Origin of the sequence: Paraglaciecola chathamensis S18K6 (genome assembly GCA_000314955.1) — a bacterium.
GTDB lineage: Bacteria > Pseudomonadota > Gammaproteobacteria > Enterobacterales > Alteromonadaceae > Paraglaciecola > Paraglaciecola chathamensis.
Map to the genome: position 1 here is coordinate 1 of BAEM01000022.1, position 19,321 is coordinate 19,321.

The window sequence follows — 19,321 nt, forward strand, 5'->3', positions numbered from 1 at the left end:
AAATTTCAACGGTATCATCAAGGGTGATTAACTCTCCTTGGGTTAAGGTATCACCGTTTATAAATTTTTGAGTGAGTAACGTGCCTTTATGAAGTATGTGATAACGCTTTAGTACCGATTCGGTATCCCATTTATCAGCCAAGGCTTTATCCACGCAAAGCACCACATGGGTATGATTACTCATCACTGCGTAAGCGCATATGTCGATTGCGAACACGGTAGATAAAAACAACAAACGCTTCTCTACCCAACCACGACGATGCTCGTAGCTCTGCCCTGTCAGCGTGTTTGTACCGCATAAGAAAGACTGGCGTACACAACGCGACACACAGTGATAATAAGGCGTATCGATTAAGCTGATTTGGCTTTTTCGTGACTGAGGCATAACAGTCGACTCAATAAAGTGGAACACGCATCAAGTGTAGTTCAGGGATGAAAATGAACCATTTTTATAATGGGTGTCTTTGTTTTTGTTATTGTTATTGTTATTGTTATTGCTTTGTTGTTGTCTTTATTATTGGTATTTGTTAAAGGCGGTTGCCTATTATCATGAAGCTAAGGTGGATAATAGGCAACTAACCAAAGCTATTAACTTGCGTGTAATAAGCATTGATAAAGCTGGTCTTTCAGTATTGAACGCTGGTGTTTCATTTGATGCATTTCATTGTCTTCGATGGGTGAGTTACTTAACTCTAACTCACGAATTTCTTTATCTAATGCGTCGTATTTTTGCATTTGACTTGTGAACGCTTGGTCGGATTGACCTAATGCTTCAATGGTTGCCTTGTGGGCGGGGAACTCTACTAACAACGCGTGACTTTCACCTAACATAACCTGCTCCTAATGACTGCTTACCTACATAAATTCAGGCTCAAGGTTAGCAATTGGCTTAACTGAAGATAATGGTGTAATCGCAAGAAACAGTTTTCACCATACATTGATAAATGTGTTTACTGCTGGAACATAAGGAATAAGCCCAACGGCAAATATCTTTGTGCTTTCTGTCGGGGTATGACTGGCATATTGGCTGGGTGCGGCGGCCGAAATTGAATCTACGACCTTTTGTGATTATTAAATGCAAGCCCAAGGGAAAATTTGCGTTCTTTTAGTTTTTGATTTTGTACTAGAAGTATCGGTTAGTTGCGGGAACAGCATTTAAACCTATTGCCTATCAAAGACGCTAAGAGCGAGCCCGAGGGCGAATTTGCTTTTGATAAATGTCTTGGATTTTTACGAATTAACACTGAAGTATCGGTTGGTTGCGGGAGCAGGATTTGAACCTACGACCTTCGGGTTATGAGCCCGACGAGCTACCAGACTGCTCCATCCCGCGTCCGATGTGGTGCAATATATAGAGGGCATCTGCACATTACAAGCAAAGTTTCACATATTAAAACTGACTGCTGATTAATCCTGCAATTAGGTTCTATTTTAGACAAATTCATGTCAATTCCATTAAATAACTATCGTCTAAGGATTCATCCATCGTTTTTTAGAACAAGACGTAGGTATGCATTAATGGCTGTTCCCTTTCAAATACCGAGAATCGAATACCGAGAACGCATACAAAACCCGCTGGGGAATTTCCTTCGGGCGATTTTTAAAAGGACTTACTGTGTGTTGTTCGAACTTGAAAGAACACAGATTAATTTTTAATTTAATAGATATTAGTGCGCGTGCACTTTTCCTTCTTCAGTTGCTTTATCAATAGATACGGCGTCCAATTTATAACAACGATTCAATCATCAGACGCACTACTACCCCCACGCCCCAATCTACTGAAAATATAAAGAAGGGAAGCTTGCTTACTACATTCGGTTGTTAGGAGGAGCTATTAAACACTTAAATATGCGGACATTAAGTCAAACTCGAGGGAGAAATACATATTAGCTTTTTTAAATAATAATGAGTGAACCTGTTGATTGCTCAACCAAGGTTAACCTTATGGCTTATCGAAGATAAGAAAGCGTGCCCGAAGGCGAATTTTCTTTTTATGAATCTCTTGGACTTCTACGAATTAACACTGAAATATCGGTTGGTTGCGGGAGCAGGATTTGAACCTACGACCTTCGGGTTATGAGCCCGACGAGCTACCAGACTGCTCCATCCCGCGTCCGATGTGGCGCAATATAGAGAGGTCAGCAGTACATTGCAAGTATTAATCTTAATTCACCCACTGACTGGCCAATTATCGTACGATAAGTGTCGCTAACGTAAGCAAAAACCGAATGCCCTGCTTTTTTGAGCGCTTGATAAGAAAACTAACTTCAAAAAAAGTTATCCGATTTTGAAATTATCCTATTCAGCCCGCCAATGCCTATTTGTTACAACTTAGCCGGTATTTTTGAAACATATTTTTACCCAAAGGCTACAAAATGTCATTTTTCATCAGTAACATAGGCCGGTCTCTACGTTGTAGCCCAATACTACTTTCATTTACTTAGGAAGAAGATGATATTTATCGCCAAACTCAAACAACAGTTTTCCGACTATTTCTATCTGAGAGATGACAATCTGCCGGTAACAAATGTTGAGGCATGGCGCATCAGCGCACTAAGAATCATGTTAGTGTCTATTATTCTTTTGTGCGCCATTTTCGTGATCCAAAGCGCATGGCGTAGCGTGATAGAGCGAGTGGCTTATGTTATCCCTATGGCATTGGTGTTCTATATTGCGCTAAGTAGTTTGTTACTGATTTCACGACGCTTTTATACGTTTAGCGCGTATTGCTTAATTGGCTTAATTATTGTTGCCGCGGTCTGTTTTAACGCCACTCATCAGCACCAAGTCCTGTCGATGCTTGGGCCTATCGTCATGTATTCCACACCGTTTGTAGCCTTTATACTGTTAGGATGGAAAGTGGGAGTATTATGTATTTTGCTCAATATTGCCCCTTTGTACGTATTGATTAATCAGCTAACCCTTGCTGATTACATCACGCCATTTCCTGTACAAGAGCACGCAAACTATTATCTGCATGTCATATTGTTCGTCTTTTTCAATGTGTGTATTCCTCTGGCCATCGCTCGCTCAAACATAGCCGCCAAACGAGGAAACCAATTTAATATTGAAAGAAATAATATTCTGCATAAACAAGCTCAGCTTTATCACGCACTATTCGTTGAAGCACGAACGGCAAAAATTATTATCGACCAGAAACGTAAAATCATAGAAGCAAACGATGCTGCCTACGCGTTACTTTTGTCTAATCTACCTACCCCCTGTGTGGGCAACGAAATAGAAAGTGTGTTTCCAGAATTCACGGTCAATAGCAGCAAGCTCGTTGTTAATCGTACCTTAGGGGCAAAAATGAAAGTATTTGAGCTCAGCGCTCAACCGATTAACGATGAACAACACACTATTGTCACAATCCAGGATGTAAGCGCGAAAGCTTTGCTGCACAAAACACTCGCGCTACAAACCCAGGTCAGACAGCGCCAGAAACTATATGACGAAAGTGCCGGTTTACCAAATCGCCAATGGCTAGAAAACAAAATAGCCCTGCATGACGACCAAGCAAGTGGCACATTGTTTGTTTGTGCGATTAAAATTAATAATGCGCATTTTATTGAACAAAAATATGGTTTTTTGTACTTACCAAAAATCCTTAAGAAAGTAGCCGAGATACTCAATCAAAATGTCGGAGAACGGGGTTTTATAGCCATACTCGACAAGTACACCTTAGGGATTGCTCTGACCATTGTCGAAGCTGAGAAAACCAAAAGTGCTATCCATCAGATTATTGCTTCCCTGCCCCGCGTAGTACAAATTCAACAACTGAGCATGCATATTGATTGTAAGGCGGGGGTCGCTAATAACCAGTCTGACGTTTCAGTAAACCAATTGGTGAATAATGCACTACACGCTGTCACTGTGAATGATGCGCTTATTAACTACTATGAAACCGGAAGCCATCAACGATTTATAGAGCATCAAGAGATCAGTATTTTGCTCAACGAAGCACTGACAAATGAAGAACTGTATGTTGACTACCAACCAAAGGTCAGGGGCGATGGCACACTTATCGGCATGGAGGCGCTATTGCGCTGGAACTCGCCCGTGATAGGTCGCGTATCACCTGGGGTGTTTATTCCTATCGCTGAGCAATCCGGTTTAGTGCTAAAGCTCACGCACTGGTTAATCAACCATGTCTGCGCTCAGATAAAACAATGGCAAGGACAAGGGCTACAAGCCCTGCCTGTGGCGATTAATATCTCTGGGCCCGATCTTGATCAAACTGACTTTAAAAAGTTTTTGATTAATTGCGTGGTGGAGCATGATATTAAACCCCAGTTACTCGAGCTAGAACTCACGGAGTCAGCTAAAACGCAAAATATTCCAGATGCCATTGAGACGGTACGGTATTTAGCCAGTTTTGGCTTTTGTATTACCTTGGATGATTTTGGAGTTGGCTATTCTGGACTATCAAAATTGACCAATTTCCCTGTGCAACGAGTCAAAATCGACCGTCAGTTCATTAAAAATATTCAACGCGACAGCAAAAATGCACAAGTTGTTGAAGCCATCGTGGCCATGTGCCGCGTGTTTAAAATTGATGTATTAGCCGAAGGCGTCGAAGATTTGCGTGAGGTCGATTGCCTGTTGGCAATGGGTTGCGCTAGTTTTCAAGGTTTTGCTTTTGCAAAGCCGATGGGCAAAGACCAAATCGCAAAACTATTGAACACTAGCCTGATGCCAAACCTAAAGTTACCCTTGACGAGTCAAACTGCCAGTTTGGTACATAAACACCCATGAACGGCTTACTGATATTTCGACTTATAAACATTGGGCAATCGAGATTTAGTCGGATCTAAAGCACTTTAATCAACAAGTAGCGATAAATGTGAATAACCCCCCTTTGCTTAGCCTTCGTTATCCAACTTGCCAGCCAATGTAATAGCCACGTTAGTTATCTCAGAGTCGTATCTAATTGCTTATCAATAATCAACTATCGCTAAATGTTAGCAATATTTAGTCACATTCGCCCAAATACCCACTTGAATGCTCAATCGGTGACAAAATGCTTCGTGGATAGCAGTAAGGTGGATTGTCGTACGTAATAGCGCGTTAATGCTAGGCACAAAAATAACGCTATCGAGAGGCTCGACTTATCCAGTATTCAGGTTATGTAACAAACGGCATATTAACCAAATGTTAGGCCCATTGCGGCCAATGCCTTAGAGCGCTGAGAAATTCCTTTCGCTTCTTGTTCGACTTTTTCTACTTGCACCAGGTTATGTTTTGAAGCATCACTGATGTTTGCAATATTGCGACTAATACTTTCTGACACCGCACTTTGCTGATCGGATGCAGTACCGATTTGCGTCGCTGAGTCGGCAATGTCACTAATGCTGTCATACACTTTGTTGATCAGTGCTTGGGTTTGCTTGGTTTCATCTACACAAGATTCTGCCGATGATTTCCCTTCTTCAAGTGTTTGTGACCATGCTAGCAAAGTACTTTGGATCTCAGACACAGACGATTGTATCTGTGTGGTAGCGCTGTGTGTACGACTGGAAAGCGCTCTTACTTCATCAGCAACCACAGAGAACCCACGACCGTGCTCCCCCGCTCTTGCCGCTTCAATAGCTGCATTTAGCGCTAAAAGGTTAGTCTGATCGGCAATCCCTTGAATTTCTTGCATAACGTCGTTAATGCGGTTGGCTTCATCGGCAAGTGCAGCTGCTGAACCAGCGGATTTTGCAACCTCAGTAGCAAGGTCACCTACTTTCTCCATTGTGCTGGACATGGAGTCTGTCGCTTGACGACAATCTTTATGCGCCCCGCTGACTTTTTCAGATGTATTACCTATGTTGCGAGTCACTTCATTAATAGACGCTACCATTTGCTCTACTGCGGTAGCTACTTGCGTCAATTCGGCTGTTTCTTCTTCAACCCCAGTCTTAGTTTCCGTCACCGCTTGTTGTAAACTTGTCACGCCTCTATCAAGTGACGCTGTGCTATCAATCACTCTGCCCAATATGGTTTTCACTTTACCTTCTTGTATTCTCAAGGCAAAGCCGTTAACGCCTTTCACGCCATCTCCGGCAAATATAGCGCGGGATACACTGTCATATTGTGATTTTAGTTGAGTAGCATGTTGACGCACATCGAACAATTCTTGCTTAAACACTACGTAAGGTAACAGGATTAAAACTAGCGCAAAGTAAGCGGATAAAAATGACAATCCAGCGAACAGCATGGCAAATAGAACGAACAACAAATCTTTAGCGTTTACGTGTTGATCAAACCAGCCAAATGCACTTCCCCCGTTATTTAGTCTAGGATACAGCTGCGCAGCTTTCGATTTGTATGGTGCTATCAGTTGAGTACGAACAGATTGATAGCCGACCAACTGACCATTTTCAAAAAGCGGTGTCACAAACGCGTCGACCCAATAGTATCCACCGCCATTACAACGATTCTTAACGGCACCGCGCCATGCTCGGTTTGACTTTAACTTTCCCCACATATCAGCAAAAGCAGCTTTGGGCATGTCCGGATGGCGCACAATATTATGGTGCTGGCCAATTAACTCTTCACGTGTAAAACCAGATACGCGACAAAAGTGGTCATTAACGTACTGAATAATCCCTTGGGTATCCGTGGTAGAAACAAGCTCTTCGCCAACTTCAACCATCACCTCGCGCTCATTGCCGTTTGCAATTGGATTGTTCATTATCATTCCTTAGTATTTCAGTGTTTTTATGGTGGTATCGGTGCACAAAAGCGCGAAAATAACCTACCCGATATTGAAAGGCATAACATCTTTAACATCAAGCCCTAGGACGCATATCCTTATATCGACCACTTAGGAAAATATCTTACCTTAAGCGTTATACCAATCCGCATTTATAAATATGCGAAAATAAATTATGTAGATTAAAAAATAGCGGGGGCTTGTCGTGTTCTAAAGCATATGGAGGGTGTCGGGGCAATGCATTGCCCCGAAGGGTTAAGCATCTTGCCAGCGTTCTTTAATTTCCAAAATAGACGGTAAGCAGCTTTGAAAAAGCGCAACAATATTGGGATCAAAATGTTTGCCGCTTTGCGATTGAATAAGGTCAACTGCTTTTTCTACTGGCCAAGCTTCTTTATAAGGCCGTTTACTCGTTAATGCATCGAACACATCAGCTATAGCAACAATACGCCCTTCCAAGGGGATTTCTTCGCCTTTAAGGCCGTTAGGGTAGCCTGAGCCATCCCACTTTTCATGATGTGTTAATGACACGATTTTTGCTAACTCGATTAAATCAGAATCTGATTCACCCAAGATCTCAGCTCCAATTTCTGGGTGCTTTTGCATAATAGCAAACTCTTCATCTGTAAGTTTACCTGGCTTTAGCATGATGCTGTCTGGAATGCCGATTTTACCGATGTCATGCATAGGTGCAGCGTGCAGTAAATTATCCGCGGCGTTCTCGCTTAAACCGAGTGCCAGAGCCATGATTTTAGAATAGTGGCTCATACGCAAAATATGCGTACCGGTCTCGTTATCTTTATATTCTGAGGCACGCCCGAGCCGTTGAATCACTTGCAAACGAGTACGTCGTAATTCGTCTGCTTGCACTAAAGATAGGTGCGTACGAACACGTGCTTTTACCACGGCCGGTGAAACAGGTTTTGTGATGTAATCTACTGCCCCTACATCAAATCCCTTCGCTTCATCAACGTCATCGCTTAGGGCCGTCACAAACATCACCGGGATCCCTTTGCTCAGTGGATTTTGTTTTAACGCTTGGCATACATCAAAACCTGTCATGCCCGGCATCATAACGTCGAGTAAAATTAAGTCAGGTAATTCACGCTCCACCAAGCGCAGCGCTTCTTCACCACTTTTAGCAAACGTGAGCCGATATAGATCACCTAGTATCTTTTTCAGAACACGTAAATTGGCCGGCTCATCATCAACAATAAGCACTTTTTGTTTGTTGTTTTGGTCACTTAACATAGCAATACATTCATCGGTTATTATTCACGCTGTTGGGCTACTGGAGAGCTTGCTCTTTGAGCAGTTGCAATTCACGCACGGCGTCTTCAAATTCGAAATCATCCAGCGCACTTTGAATTCGTTTACTGCGCTCTAAATTTGCCTTACTTGCCCCTGCGACAAGAGAATCGGCGGCATCCTCATTGTACTCATTGTTTTGCGCGGATTTAATCAGCAATTCGACTAACTCTAAAAGTTTAGCCGCTGACAAGTGACTGTCATTTTCATAGGTCGACGTGTCGGTAGCCGCTGAATCCACTGTTATCCCTTGCGCTTCTATGTAGTCTCTTACCACGCTAAAGGTCTCTTCAATATCTGCATACACGCCTGCGATATCATCTATTGAGCCAAGCATAGCATAGCGTTCTGCTTCATTAAGCCGCTGGCTTAACTGTGTCAAAGATAAATTTCCACTTAAACCTTTCAGTGTATGTAGTTGGGTTTGAATTGAAGACCAATCTGGGTTGTCTAAGGTGTTTTTCAAAGTAAAAATAACTGATTCGTTATTTTTTACGAAAAGCGCAATCTCTTTGTATAGCGTCTCTTTATCGCCCCACATGGCTACGCCTTTACGCTCATTTACGATATGTGAATCGCTGTTATCATTAGCTTCTACGGGTTCTATTTCGCAGGTTAAATCGACACCTAACGCTTGGGCAATTTCAACATTGAGCAAATCAATATCCACTGGTTTATTGGCAAAACCATCCATACCCGCATCAATGGCCGCTTGGCGATCTTCAGCCAATACACTGGCCGTTAAAGCAATAATAGGAATATGCGTCAGCTGTTGGCTTTGCTCTTCTTTTCGTCTCTCTCTGGAAGAGGTTAATCCGTCCATTATCGGCATTTGAACGTCCATTAACACGACATCCATTTTATCATTACGCATTCTAACTAAGGCTTGTTTACCATCTCGTGCCGTTATTACGTTATGTCCTTGTCTGGTCAACAGCAAGGTGAGCAAATCAATATTTTGCTGAATATCATCCACTATCAATATGTCTAGCGGAGGTAATGTACATTTTTGTTTCTGCTTAACAGTATCCACTTCACATTTCGGTGGTGCTAAGGGCAGCGTAAATGAAAAACAGCTCCCTTCGCCATAAGTACTGGTAGCTGATATTTTGCCGCCCATTAGCTCAATAAGCTGTTTACTAATGGTTGTTCCTAACCCTGTGCCACCAAAGCGCCTGCTCATGCTCGCATCCGCTTGTCCAAAGGCATCAAATACTAAGTCAAGCTGCTCCTTAGTCATGCCAATCCCCGTATCAATTATGGCAAACTCGATACAGCCACTAGGCTTAACACCCACTTTAATGTTGACCCCACCCAACACAGTAAATTTGATGGCATTGCCGATGAGATTAGTTAATACCTGCCGTATGCGATCTGGAGCCCCATGAAACGCACCGCCAACTTCAGGTGCTACACTCACATTCAAGTACAATTCTTTTTTATTTGCTTGCAACCAGAGCGTCGACACAACTGCGTCTATTTCCTCAATCAACGAGAAATCGCGCATCTCTAATTCAAACTTGCCCTTGTCAAGTTTTGCGCTGTCCAAAATATCGTTTAGTAAGTGCAACAATGATTTGGCAGATTGATTTATGGTGGTCAAATGTTTGCGCTGTTCTGCTTCAAATACATCGTCGAGTAGAATATCGCTAAAGCCGATCACGGCATTCATCGGCGTGCGAATTTCATGGCTCATATTAGCTAAGAACGCGGCTCTTGAAGAAGCGGCTTGTTCTGCCTTGTCTTTTGCAATCAGTAACGACTGCTCCATTTCTTTGCGCTCAGTGATATCCATTATAAAACCGTCGAGCCACTTTTCGCCGGTTTCAGTATTCTCAGCATGTGTACCATAACCGAGTAACCAGCGGATTTCCCTTTTTGCGTTATAAATACGGTACTCCACTTTGAACAAGTGTTGTCCGTTGACTTTTGCTACGGTTTCTTCGATGTCATCGGGGTGCACATGTTCGTGAAAATAGCGTTTCGGTGGGTTGCCAACATAATCAGAAGCGGGATAGCCAGATATGCTTTCAATGGCATCACTGATAAACACCATTGGACGTTCTTCGTTGTCTAAGCACCGATACGCAATACCCGGAATATTGCTAATAAGGGAGCGAAACTGTGCCTCGCTTTGACGCAATGCTCTCTCCATTTCGACTCGATAACGTAAATCAGATATGAACGCGACAAAATTACTTTCTTGCCCTAATTCAACAAATCCTATGGCTAGTCGAATGGGGATTAATCGACCGTCTTTTTGACATATGGTTGTGTCGCGCCCATTACTTGTTTTGTCTGGGTGGATTCCATTTAATCGCATCTCTAAATACTGATTGAATTCTGAGATATGTTCATTGGGCATTAATACTCGTACATCTTGCCCTATTAGATCAGCGTCATCCCAACCTAGTAATTCACATAGGGCATCATTAGCACTTTCAATAATGCCGTGGCGGTCAAATCCTAATACGCCATCCACTGAGGTATTGATGGTGGCCCTCAACCTCGCTTCATTAAATTTTGCTCTTCGTGTCGATTCTTTGTATTTGATGACCATATTAATGGCGAGCACCAAAACGATAATACCGACAGTAATAAAAGCGACTGAGAAACCTAAATAATGAGAGATATATTTATCTTGTTGTGAAAACTCAAACCCGGGCGGGCGAACAAAGCGTGCAGCCGCCATACCCGTGTAGTGCATTCCCGAGATGGCCAACCCCATAATAACGGCGGAAATGCCATTTCGGTAATGCTCACCAAACTTAACGGTATCTAAAAAAGTAAGGCTGAAACGGATCCACAAAGATAATATGGCCAATAACACCGCCACAATGATAGACAATAAAAACATGCCGATGTCGTATCGCAACATAGGCGCCATTTCCATGGCGGCCATACCAACGTAATGCATGGTACCAATGCCAGCCCCCATCAATACGCCACCCACAATCAAGCGCACCACAGAAACCTGTTTTTTATTAATCGTGTTTAATGCAACCCAAGAAGCCCCCACACTAGGAATAATAGAGATTGCCGTGATTAGCCCGTCGTAGGCAACCGGGGTGCAGAGCGCAAAGGCAAGCATGCCTAAGAAGTGCATAGACCAAACACCACCGCCAAGCGCTAAGCTACCGACTAGTGTTAGCATATTGCGCTTCACAGGGTCAGTGGTTTGCGCTGCCTGAGTGGAGACTTGCATGGCCATGAATGAGGCCAAAATAGCCAAACAGATAGAGATAACAACAAGAAGAGGATCGAAATCGCCTACTATGAGTAAGTTATCATCGACAGGAGAAAAAAGTGAGGTTACTGCTTCAAACATAATACGGCAATTTTAATAAGAATGTTGATTAGTATATTTAAGTTATCGACTATTCGTAGAAAAAAGCCAGTTTAATTTTACCATAAGCTTTAGAATGCGTGTAAGCAGATACCCGTGTAATACAGGATTATAAAGTTACCCTCCCACAAAAGTAAAATTCCTTTATAATCGTCAGCTTAGAAAGTTACGCTGAACAGTTATTTATTTAAAACCTTACGTCACACTACTAGGAAACTATGCAACACTTTGATTATCAAAAGAGTAAACATAAAATTCAAATCCTCAAGCGCCTTTATATTCCGCTCGCTCTTTTCGCTCTCGCCAGCGCTTACATCGCATGGACACTTGAGCATTTCGCATGGCAGGAAATAGTCGTTATAGCAAGAAGTGCGCTGATTATTGTGGGGCCACTTTGTTTATTGTCTCTTGCCGTATTTTCGCTGTTTTATTGGGTCTCGCAATTTCGCCAAACGCAATTCCCCCAGCTAGAAATACGCGATGACAGCCTGTGCCTTAAAGACGGTAAGGTACATGAAACGGTGTATTTTGAAGATATGCACAGTATCCGCCTACTAAAGGCTGGGACCACTCGAGAAGCAATTCAAATCATACTCAATAGCGGGCAAAGCATCGTCATTCATAGTAATTTCCCGATTGCTTCAATCAAACCTCTCTTAAATCAATATCTAGACTGCAAGTTATACCAATCACCTTAACCCTGTCTTAACGCCTGATCCTTTATGCTAGTGCTATTGAATTATATGAAAGCGGCTCTTTACCTCACGCTGTGAACTGCCAACCAGCACCAATACCAGCAAGCCAACTTAACGTCTGTTTCGCTAAGTGCTTCGAGGTATACTGGTTAGGCACAGTGACGCCGTCGACTCAGGGATAATAAGCAAATGATGAATGTATTACTCGTTGAAGATGACATTGACTTGGCCACCACAATCGTCGATTACCTCGAGCTAGAATCAATGGAATGTGATCATGCAAGTAATGGCTTAATGGGTCTCACCCTCATTGAAAAAGCAGAATATCAGGTCATTATTTTGGACATAAACATGCCCAAAATGGATGGCATAACCCTGTGTAAGCGAATGCGTGAAATAGGGATTGATACGCCTGTGCTTATGCTTACCGCGCGCGACACTTTAGATAATAAGTTAGAGGGATTTAATGCCGGCAGCGATGATTATCTTGTCAAACCATTCGCTATGCAGGAATTAATTGCGCGTATCCAAGTGCTAGGTCGTAGAAGAAGCGGTGAAACCAAACGTTTAATGGTCGGTGGTTTAACCTTAGACTTAACCCAACGAATAGCGACACTTAACCAACAGCCATTAAAATTGTCACCCACGGCTTTAGCGATACTCGAGGTACTGATGCGCGCCAGTCCACAAACAGTCACGCGTCAACACATTATCCAAACGGTCTGGGGTGATGACCAACCCGACAGTAACAGTTTAAAGGTTCATATCTATCACTTGCGTAAGCAGTTGGAACGTTATGAAAGCTCAATATCTCTAGACACCATAGCCAGCGTGGGCTTCGCTATCAAAGAGACCACGCAATGAAAAGCGCCATGAAGATCAGGCCGAGTTTAAAGCTTTACTTTTTTATCACCATGATTTTGCTCGCGTCCATCATGACGATTGGTCTGTCAATGCTAACTGTTAATTACTTTATTGATGGGTTAGATCGCGGCTTAAACGGCGTCATGCGTGAGTTGGTCAGGACATCCGACGTACACGACGGGCAACCAGTCAAGTTTGCAGATTTTCAGATCGCAAGTCGTTGGGAAGATACACCGGATATAATCCAAGAACGCTTCGAATCCCCTCCAGCAGTAGAAAACGAATTACTGAAATCGAAAGACCAAAACTCGTTTTTTTCGTTGCCTACCAATCTTTATTTTATTGCAATGATCCGTAATCAAGAAGGCGAACTTAGGTACATATCCAAGGTTATGCTGGATAAATTTAACCCTCAGCGTCATCATAAACCCCATATATCACGGTTTCTTTGGATCATTATCACCGGGGTACTCGTCATCGCGATGTTCACCTGTTTTCTCATTGTACTGATGCGTAAAGTTGCCAAACCCATTGAGTCTTTACGAGATTGGGCCAAAGCACTCAATCATGAGAATGTGCAACACCCTCCCCCTGACTTTACTTACAACGAACTCAATACTTTGGCAACGATAGTACAAAGTAGTCTGCATTCAGTGCATCAAAGTCTGGCCCGAGAGAAAACCTTTTTAAGTTATGCCAGTCACGAGCTCCGTACCCCTATATCAGTCATTCGCAGTAACGTTGATTTACTTAAACGCTTGTGCGAGCAAGCGACGTTAAACGAAAAACAACAACTGACGCTAGCCCGCATTGAACGGGCGGGCCTTACAATGAGCGATTTGACCGAAACACTGCTGTGGTTAAGTCATGATGAAGCTCAATCCGTCGAGTTGAAACGGATCCAGTTGGATGAAAAAATCCATCAATTATCTTCAGAGTTACGCTATTTACTAAACAGTAAAGCTGTGGAAGTCACCATAGACTGTAAACCATTTAGTTTAGATACGGATGGTACTGCTTGTCATATTGTGCTGAGTAATCTTATTCGCAACGCTTATCAGCATACCCAGCGCGGACATGTACACATTATTCAGCAAGGTAGTGTAGTCACAATTATTAATGAAGAACACAGAGACAGCGCCTCTCACTCGAACAATAAGATAAAGACAACACAACAGCCCATATTAGGCTACGGATTAGGTTTGCAACTAAGTGAAAGAATTATTCAGCGGCATAAATGGCAATACCAAATCATAGATGAGCCAGGCCGATACCTAGTAAAAGTGGATTTCAAAGTCGAAATATCCTGAGGTTGCATCATACTAAAGGCCATATTTACACCTACGATTAGTTTGCGTAACGTACGGTATGTAATGTATGGGAGTATTTTCTTGAAGCCGGCCCTAAGACCTGACAACGATTCAATGCGTGTTAACGCATTACATCAATTAAATATATTAGATACCAAAGCCGAAGAACGCTTTGACCGCATCACTCGATTAGCGGCACATACGTTTGATTGTCAGTTTTCGTCAATTTCGTTTATCGACAGTGAACGCCAGTGGTATAAATCAGTCTTCAACTTCGACGCCACCGAATTGTCGCGCGATATTTCTTTTTGTGCCTATACCATTACTAATAATGATGTTTTCGTCATTAACGATACCCACAAAGACGATAACTTTAAAGACAGTGAGTTTGTTACCGAAGCTCCCCTACTGCGTTTTTATGCTGGTATAAAGATCAGCATCAATAACTACCATGTAGGGTCGCTCTGTGTATTTGATACTGCCCCGAAACAGTTTAGTTCAACAGACAAGCGCGCTTTGCAAGACTTAGCCAGCATGGTAGAGAGTGAGTTACAAAAAGAAGTACTTACCCAAGCTGCTGAAGCCATGAAGCGCTACCAAGAACAACTAGATAAAACGCAAAAGTTAACCCGCGTACGCAATACCATCCTTGAAAAAATAGTTAACGCAGAATCACTGCATTCGGTATTGATGGACATTGTAAAAGCCATAGAGAGCGAATATCACAATCAAAAATGCAGTATTTTATTACTGAAAGATAATTGCCTTTATTCTGGGGCTGCTCCCTCACTTCCTGATTTTTATAACCAAGCCATCGAAGGAGTCGAAATCGGTCTAGGACAAGGCTCCTGCGGAACCGCTGCTTTTACCGGAAACCGTACAGTAGTCGAGGATATCAGCACCCATCCCTACTGGGCGGCTTGGGTCGACCTAGCAACGCAAGCGCAATTAGGTGCCTGTTGGTCACAGCCCATTAAAGCGGCAAACGGCAGAGTACTTGGCACCTTTGCTATTTATCATCCCAAAGCAGCCACGCCCACCAAAGACGAACTCGCGCGAATAGAAATGTTTGCTAATGTGGCAAGCATTGCGATTGAGCGTCAGAAAAGCAGCGATTTAATTTGGCATCAAGCCAACTTTGACGAGCTTACCCAGTTACCCAATCGCAACATTATGGGCGAACATCTCAAAAAAGCGCTCGAAGCGGCGAAGCGAAACAAAACACAAGTGGCCGTCATGTTCTTAGACTTAGATAATTTTAAGGATATCAATGACACCTTAGGGCACGGGGTTGGGGACGCGCTGTTGATTGATTGTGCCAAGCGGATTTCCGGTTGCGTTCGTCATAAAGACACCGTTGCCCGTTTAGGTGGTGATGAATTTGTCATTATCCTAAACGATATAACCGAGTTCAGCGGGCTCGAAAAAACGGCACAGAAAATTCTGAAAGCAATTGAGCAGCCTTATCATTTGCAAAGTGAAATTGTGCATAGTAGTGCCAGTATCGGGATTACCATCTACCCAGATGATGCAGAAGATGTAGCAAGCCTGCTTAAAAATGCAGATCAAGCCATGTACGGCGCCAAGGATATTGGCAAAAACAACTACCACTACTACACCAAAAGCATGCGCAATGCTGCGTTAAAACGCATGACCTTAATCGCCGACCTACGACATGCTATTGAACACGACGAGCTATTTCTTGTGTACCAACCCATAGTCAATATGACAAACGGTAGAATAAACAAAGCAGAGGCGCTCATTCGCTGGCAGCATCCGACACGAGGGGTAATTTGCCCAGATGACTTTATCCCTATCGCTGAAGAGACAGGCTTAATAATAGATATCAGCAATTGGGTGTTTGATCGGGTGTGCCGAGATGTCATGTTCTGGCGCAAAACACTTTGCCCTGACTTACAACTCAGTATTAACACATCCCCTATTCATTACACCGACCCTGACAGATGCATCACGCAGTGGTTAGAGCGTATGTTGGTATCTCGAACGCCCCCTCAAGCGATAACACTGGAAATAACTGAAAACCTATTGATGGATGCAAATGCCAGTGTTTCCAACAAGCTCTTTCAATTTCGTCAAGCGGGGGTAGATATCGCGTTAGATGATTTCGGTACCGGGTATTCATCTATTTCTTACTTAAAAAAATACCCTACTGACTTTTTGAAAATTGATAAGTCATTTGTTCATTCAATGAGCGAGGTCAGTAACGACAAAGTGCTTTGTGAAGCGATTATCGTCATGGCAAAAAAATTGGGAATTGAAGTCATCGCTGAGGGCATAGAAACTGAAGAACAGCACTATATTTTACAAAAAATGGGCTGTAAGTATGGTCAAGGCTACTTGTTCTTTAAACCGCTAAAATATGAAGATTTCAATGCTCTGCTCGAAAAATCAGCGTCGACTAATGATAAAAGCACAATGCGCTCCTCTTGCGACATTCCTCGGTTACCGACGTAATCAATTAATGGTTACAGCTCACTGGATAGCACATGCGTAATGTTGATATAATCAACCAACTTTTTTTACTGGTTTAAACCTATGCATTCGCAACTTATCGAACACATTTTTGCTATTTCTGAGCGTTACAGGTTAACTGTTCGAGGCGCAATAAACGCCAGCGAATTAGGCATAGGCGCTATGCATGTTCGCAGCCTTAAGATCATCGCAGAGACTCCTGACTGCACGGCAAATCACATTGTTATTAAACTGGTCAGAGACAAAGCCCAAGTCGCACGTTTAGTAAAAGAGCTTCTAAACATTGAACTCATCGATAAGAATGCGCATCCAGAAGATAAACGCAGTCAAATTTTAACCTTGAATGCGCAAGGCAAAAAATTGATGAAGCAGTTACAACATGCTCAAGAAAAAATTCAACGCCAAATGCTACAAGGTCTAAGCGCTGAACAACAACAACAGTTTGAAGACATTGCTCAGCACATTTCACTCAATCTAATGCCAAGCAAAGATTAACGGCCTAAGGCGCTCATTGCTTCTGGTGGGTAACGAAGACCGTGGACTTTATGCTGATCAATGCGCTCAGCGATTTCTTTCCATTGAGAGTCCGTTAGTGTAAAAGCCATTGCTCCGGCGTTTTCCGTCACCCGTTTAGGGCTGCGCGTACCAGGAATACACACATAGTTTTGACTTTGATGAAGCACCCAAGCCAGTGCTAACTGTGCTGGAGTGCATTTCACATCATGGGCAATCGCTTTTATTTCAGCAACAAGTGCAAGATTGGCGGCGAGGTTTTGCTCAGTAAACCTAGGATTATTCAGTCGCCAGTCTCCCTCTTCAAAGTCTTGGCGTTTGGTATATGCACCTGTTAGGAAGCCCCGTCCTAAAGGACTATAGGCAACGAGCCCTACGCCGAGTCTTTTACAGGCAGGTAAAATATCGCTTTCAATGTCGCGACTCCATAAGGAATACTCGCTTTGTAGCGCACTAATTGGATGTACTTTGCATGCTCGTGTTAAACTATCAACACCTGCCTCAGACAGACCTAAATAGCGAACTTTACCTGCCTTAACCAAATCAGCCATGGCGCCAACGGTATCTTCGATGGGTACGTTGGGATCCATTCTGTGCTGGTAATACAAGTCTATATAATCGACTCCCAAACGCTGCAAACTTTCGTCACATGCCTGCTTTACATACTCAGGTCTGCCATTAAATCCTAGAAAATTGCCATTATTATCACGTAATATTCCAAACTTAGTCGCTAGCGTAATATTACTTCGAGCAGAGACGTGTTTCGCAAAATAGCGCCCTAACAACGCTTCATTTGTTTTTGGCCCATAAATATCTGAGGTGTCCCAAAACGTCACGCCGCAGCTAATGGCTTGCTCTAAAGTTGCAAATGAGTTGCCTTGATCATGAGGGCCATAGAAATCCGACATCCCCATACAGCCTAAACCGACACCAGACACCGCCAGACCTTGCTCACCTAACAATCGTGTTTGCATGCTTTTCATAACAATTACCTCACCTTATTTAAACCAAGTGTCAAAATCCATTTAAAGACTACGCCGGGTAAAAATTGATTTATGTGGGCGATACTGGAAATAGTTTGCCTAATCCTACAATGGTGACGGGAGCAGCTTTTCAACTGGTTGTTACGTGGCATACTTAAATTGACTAAACCAAATGACCATCTTATAGAGGGACGCGCTGTGAATACCTTAATTAATAAAGCCCAAGACATGGCCGACCATGAAGGTGATTTTACTACCTGTGTCCCGCACTTGAGCTTATTTCGTAGAGATAGCCCCACGCCTTCCCCTATGCCGGTGATTTATCAACCGAGTATTTATATGGTGTTACAAGGCTCAAAAGCAGCATATTTAGGAAAAGAGCGCTATTTATACGATCCTATGCACTATTTGGTCAGTTGCGTGCCTCTGCCGTTAGAAGGACAAATACTACAAGCAAGCCCTTATACCCCCTACCTTGCTGCGCGTATTAGCCTAGATACTCAAATGATAAATGAGTTGATCGTTGAAATGCCGCTTGAACCCAAGCCGCAACCACTTTCAGAGCATACCTCCAATGCACTAGGCTCAGCTAACCGTGGTATTTACGTCAGTGCAATACACACTGACATACAAAATACCCTTTCTAGACTGTTAGATTGTGCTCAATCCAAGGAAAAAGCCCATGTATTAGGGCAACTCGCCCTTAAAGAACTCATCTATCATGTGCTGAATGACGAACATGGCGCATTGCTACGAAGCTTTGCCTGTCAAGACCGACAGCAATATCAAATCGCAAATGTCCTGCAATACATAAATAGGCACTACGCGTTAAATATGGATATACCTAGCTTGGCGAGTAAAGCCAACATGAGTGAATCTTCGTTTTATCATCACTTTAAAGCAGCAACAAACACCACTCCTATTCAATATATAAAAACGGTACGCTTACATGCGGCTAAACGAAAAATGCTATTTGAACAATACAATGCGACGGCTGCTGCTTACGAGGTGGGTTACACAAGTACCTCACAATTTAGTCGAGAATATCGTCGCCTATTTTCAGTGCCCCCAGCACAAGACGCGCGGATATTAACTAAGGTATGATGTGA

At 43.0% G+C, this 19,321-nt stretch carries 13 protein-coding genes and 2 tRNA genes; 7 read left to right on the forward strand and 8 right to left on the reverse strand.

The window, feature by feature from the left end; all coding sequences use genetic code 11:
* From GCHA_RS06220 to GCHA_RS06235, 4 genes are all read right to left on the reverse strand, one after another.
* Positions 1 to 385 (reverse strand): hypothetical protein (locus GCHA_RS06220; protein ID WP_039992172.1); only part of this gene is annotated, 385 nt, incomplete at its 3' end.
* Between the two features lie 203 nt (positions 386 to 588).
* A complete protein-coding gene (locus tag GCHA_RS06225; protein WP_007986261.1) occupies positions 589 to 831 on the reverse strand; it encodes an HP1242/YdcH family protein in 243 nt (80 codons plus the stop codon).
* Between the two features lie 425 nt (positions 832 to 1,256).
* Positions 1,257 to 1,333: transfer RNA gene (locus GCHA_RS06230), tRNA-Met, on the reverse strand.
* A 703-nt stretch (positions 1,334 to 2,036) separates the two neighbouring features.
* Positions 2,037 to 2,113: transfer RNA gene (locus GCHA_RS06235), tRNA-Met, on the reverse strand.
* 338 nt (positions 2,114 to 2,451) lie between these two features.
* On the opposite strand from GCHA_RS06235, the gene GCHA_RS06240 reads away from it, so the two are divergent.
* On the forward strand, positions 2,452 to 4,755 hold the full coding sequence (locus GCHA_RS06240) for a sensor domain-containing protein (protein ID WP_007986262.1): 2,304 nt from the start codon (positions 2,452 to 2,454) through the stop codon (positions 4,753 to 4,755).
* A gap of 388 nt (positions 4,756 to 5,143) precedes the next feature.
* Here the strand turns inward: GCHA_RS06240 and GCHA_RS06245 are convergent, their stop codons facing one another.
* From GCHA_RS06245 to GCHA_RS06255, 3 genes are all read right to left on the reverse strand, one after another.
* Positions 5,144 to 6,679: a methyl-accepting chemotaxis protein gene (locus tag GCHA_RS06245; RefSeq protein WP_007986263.1), complete on the reverse strand. Its 1,536-nt coding sequence runs from the start codon at positions 6,677 to 6,679 to the stop codon at positions 5,144 to 5,146.
* Between the two features lie 276 nt (positions 6,680 to 6,955).
* A complete protein-coding gene (locus GCHA_RS06250) occupies positions 6,956 to 7,951 on the reverse strand; it encodes a response regulator (protein ID WP_007986264.1) in 996 nt (331 codons plus the stop codon).
* Between the two features lie 37 nt (positions 7,952 to 7,988).
* Positions 7,989 to 11,336: an MHYT domain-containing protein gene (locus GCHA_RS06255; RefSeq protein ID WP_007986265.1), complete on the reverse strand. Its 3,348-nt coding sequence runs from the start codon at positions 11,334 to 11,336 to the stop codon at positions 7,989 to 7,991.
* A gap of 236 nt (positions 11,337 to 11,572) precedes the next feature.
* Between GCHA_RS06255 and GCHA_RS06260 the strand changes: the two genes are divergently transcribed.
* From GCHA_RS06260 to GCHA_RS06280, 5 genes are all read left to right on the forward strand, one after another.
* Positions 11,573 to 12,052, forward strand: a complete 480-nt coding sequence (locus GCHA_RS06260; RefSeq protein WP_007986268.1) for a hypothetical protein — start codon at positions 11,573 to 11,575, stop codon at positions 12,050 to 12,052.
* 186 nt (positions 12,053 to 12,238) lie between these two features.
* Positions 12,239 to 12,913, forward strand: a complete 675-nt coding sequence (locus GCHA_RS06265; RefSeq protein ID WP_007986270.1) for a response regulator transcription factor — start codon at positions 12,239 to 12,241, stop codon at positions 12,911 to 12,913.
* The gene (locus GCHA_RS06270) at positions 12,910 to 14,223 is read left to right on the forward strand and encodes a sensor histidine kinase (protein WP_007986272.1); all 1,314 of its coding nucleotides are present in this window, start codon (positions 12,910 to 12,912) and stop codon (positions 14,221 to 14,223) included. The genes GCHA_RS06265 and GCHA_RS06270 overlap by 4 nt, the downstream gene beginning before the upstream one ends.
* An 81-nt stretch (positions 14,224 to 14,304) precedes the next feature.
* Positions 14,305 to 16,698, forward strand: coding sequence for a sensor domain-containing phosphodiesterase (locus GCHA_RS06275; RefSeq protein WP_039992206.1), 2,394 nt, complete (start codon positions 14,305 to 14,307; stop codon positions 16,696 to 16,698).
* Positions 16,699 to 16,779: 81 nt separating this feature from the next.
* A complete protein-coding gene (locus tag GCHA_RS06280) occupies positions 16,780 to 17,211 on the forward strand; it encodes a MarR family winged helix-turn-helix transcriptional regulator (RefSeq protein ID WP_007986277.1) in 432 nt (143 codons plus the stop codon).
* Here GCHA_RS06280 and GCHA_RS06285 read toward each other — a convergent pair.
* Positions 17,208 to 18,212, reverse strand: a complete 1,005-nt coding sequence (locus tag GCHA_RS06285; protein ID WP_007986280.1) for an aldo/keto reductase — start codon at positions 18,210 to 18,212, stop codon at positions 17,208 to 17,210. The genes GCHA_RS06280 and GCHA_RS06285 overlap by 4 nt on opposite strands.
* Positions 18,213 to 18,410: 198 nt before the next feature.
* On the opposite strand from GCHA_RS06285, the gene GCHA_RS06290 reads away from it, so the two are divergent.
* The gene (locus tag GCHA_RS06290) at positions 18,411 to 19,316 is read left to right on the forward strand and encodes an AraC family transcriptional regulator (RefSeq protein ID WP_007986282.1); all 906 of its coding nucleotides are present in this window, start codon (positions 18,411 to 18,413) and stop codon (positions 19,314 to 19,316) included.
* Positions 19,317 to 19,321 lie beyond the last annotated feature (5 nt).

Coding starts and splice junctions, on each gene's coding strand:
- GCHA_RS06250 (WP_007986264.1), bottom strand. CDS start 7,951: ATGTTAAGTGACCAAAACAACAAACAAAAAGTGCTTATTGTTGATGAT.
- GCHA_RS06285 (WP_007986280.1), bottom strand. CDS start 18,212: ATGAAAAGCATGCAAACACGATTGTTAGGTGAGCAAGGTCTGGCGGTG.
- GCHA_RS06280 (WP_007986277.1), top strand. CDS start 16,780: ATGCATTCGCAACTTATCGAACACATTTTTGCTATTTCTGAGCGTTAC.
- GCHA_RS06225 (WP_007986261.1), bottom strand. CDS start 831: ATGTTAGGTGAAAGTCACGCGTTGTTAGTAGAGTTCCCCGCCCACAAG.
- GCHA_RS06260 (WP_007986268.1), top strand. CDS start 11,573: ATGCAACACTTTGATTATCAAAAGAGTAAACATAAAATTCAAATCCTC.
- GCHA_RS06265 (WP_007986270.1), top strand. CDS start 12,239: ATGATGAATGTATTACTCGTTGAAGATGACATTGACTTGGCCACCACA.
- GCHA_RS06245 (WP_007986263.1), bottom strand. CDS start 6,679: ATGAACAATCCAATTGCAAACGGCAATGAGCGCGAGGTGATGGTTGAA.
- GCHA_RS06255 (WP_007986265.1), bottom strand. CDS start 11,336: ATGTTTGAAGCAGTAACCTCACTTTTTTCTCCTGTCGATGATAACTTA.
- GCHA_RS06270 (WP_007986272.1), top strand. CDS start 12,910: ATGAAAAGCGCCATGAAGATCAGGCCGAGTTTAAAGCTTTACTTTTTT.
- GCHA_RS06240 (WP_007986262.1), top strand. CDS start 2,452: ATGATATTTATCGCCAAACTCAAACAACAGTTTTCCGACTATTTCTAT.